This is a genomic window from Brachyspira sp. SAP_772 (genome assembly GCF_009755885.1).
Taxonomy (GTDB): domain Bacteria; phylum Spirochaetota; class Brachyspiria; order Brachyspirales; family Brachyspiraceae; genus Brachyspira.
In genome coordinates, this window is sequence record NZ_VYIX01000080.1 from 1 (window position 1) to 863 (window position 863).

Below are 863 nucleotides of genomic sequence, written 5' to 3' on the forward strand. Positions count from 1 at the left end.
CCGCTTACTGACAAATGGACATTCTCTACTAATGGTGTATCTATAATGGGAAGAAATGGAATACCTTGTATAGGTTTTGGTCCTGGTGCTGAAGCTCAAGCTCATGCTCCTAATGAAATTACTTGGAAACAAGATTTAGTTGTATGTGCTGCTATGTATGCTGCTGTACCTACTATATATTGTGCTAATAAATAATAAAAATATTAATTAAAAAAAAATAAAAATAAAAGGATAGAAAAATATGGGTATACAAAAATATATTTCAAAACTCGATAGCCTTGAATTTGGAAAAATGTATAAAAATGACTTTTTCCTTACTTGGGACAAAACTTTTGATGAATTACAAGCTGTTTGGACAGTTGCTGATGCTTTAAGATTCTTAAGAGAAAGCAACATATCTACTAAAGTTTTTGATTCTGGTTTAGGTATTTCTTTATTCAGAGATAACTCTACTAGGACTCGTTTCTCTTTTGCTTCTGCTTGTAACCTTTTAGGTTTAGAAGTACAAGACTTAGACGAAGGTAAAAGCCAAATCGCTCATGGTGAAACTGTTAGAGAAACTGCTAACATGGTATCTTTCATGGCTGATGTTATAGGTATCAGAGATGATATGTATATTGGTAAAGGTCATGAATATATGAAAGAAGTTTCTGAGTCTGTAAGACAAGGTTACAATGATGGTATATTAGAACAAATTCCTACTCTAGTTAACTTACAGTGTGACAGAGACCACCCAACTCAAATGATGGCTGACTCTTTACACTTTATCCACGAATTAGGCGGATTAGAAAACTTAAGAGGTAAAAAAGTTGCTATGACTTGGGCTTATTCACCTTCTTACGGTAAACCTCTTTCTGTACCTC

General features: G+C 33.6%; 2 pseudogenes. Both read left to right on the plus strand.

What is annotated here, in order from left to right:
- Positions 1-195, plus strand: a pseudogene (locus GQX97_RS12700) (YgeY family selenium metabolism-linked hydrolase); the annotation flags it as partial.
- A 46-nt stretch (positions 196-241) separates the two neighbouring features.
- A pseudogene (locus GQX97_RS12705) lies at positions 242-863 on the plus strand (knotted carbamoyltransferase YgeW); the annotation flags it as partial.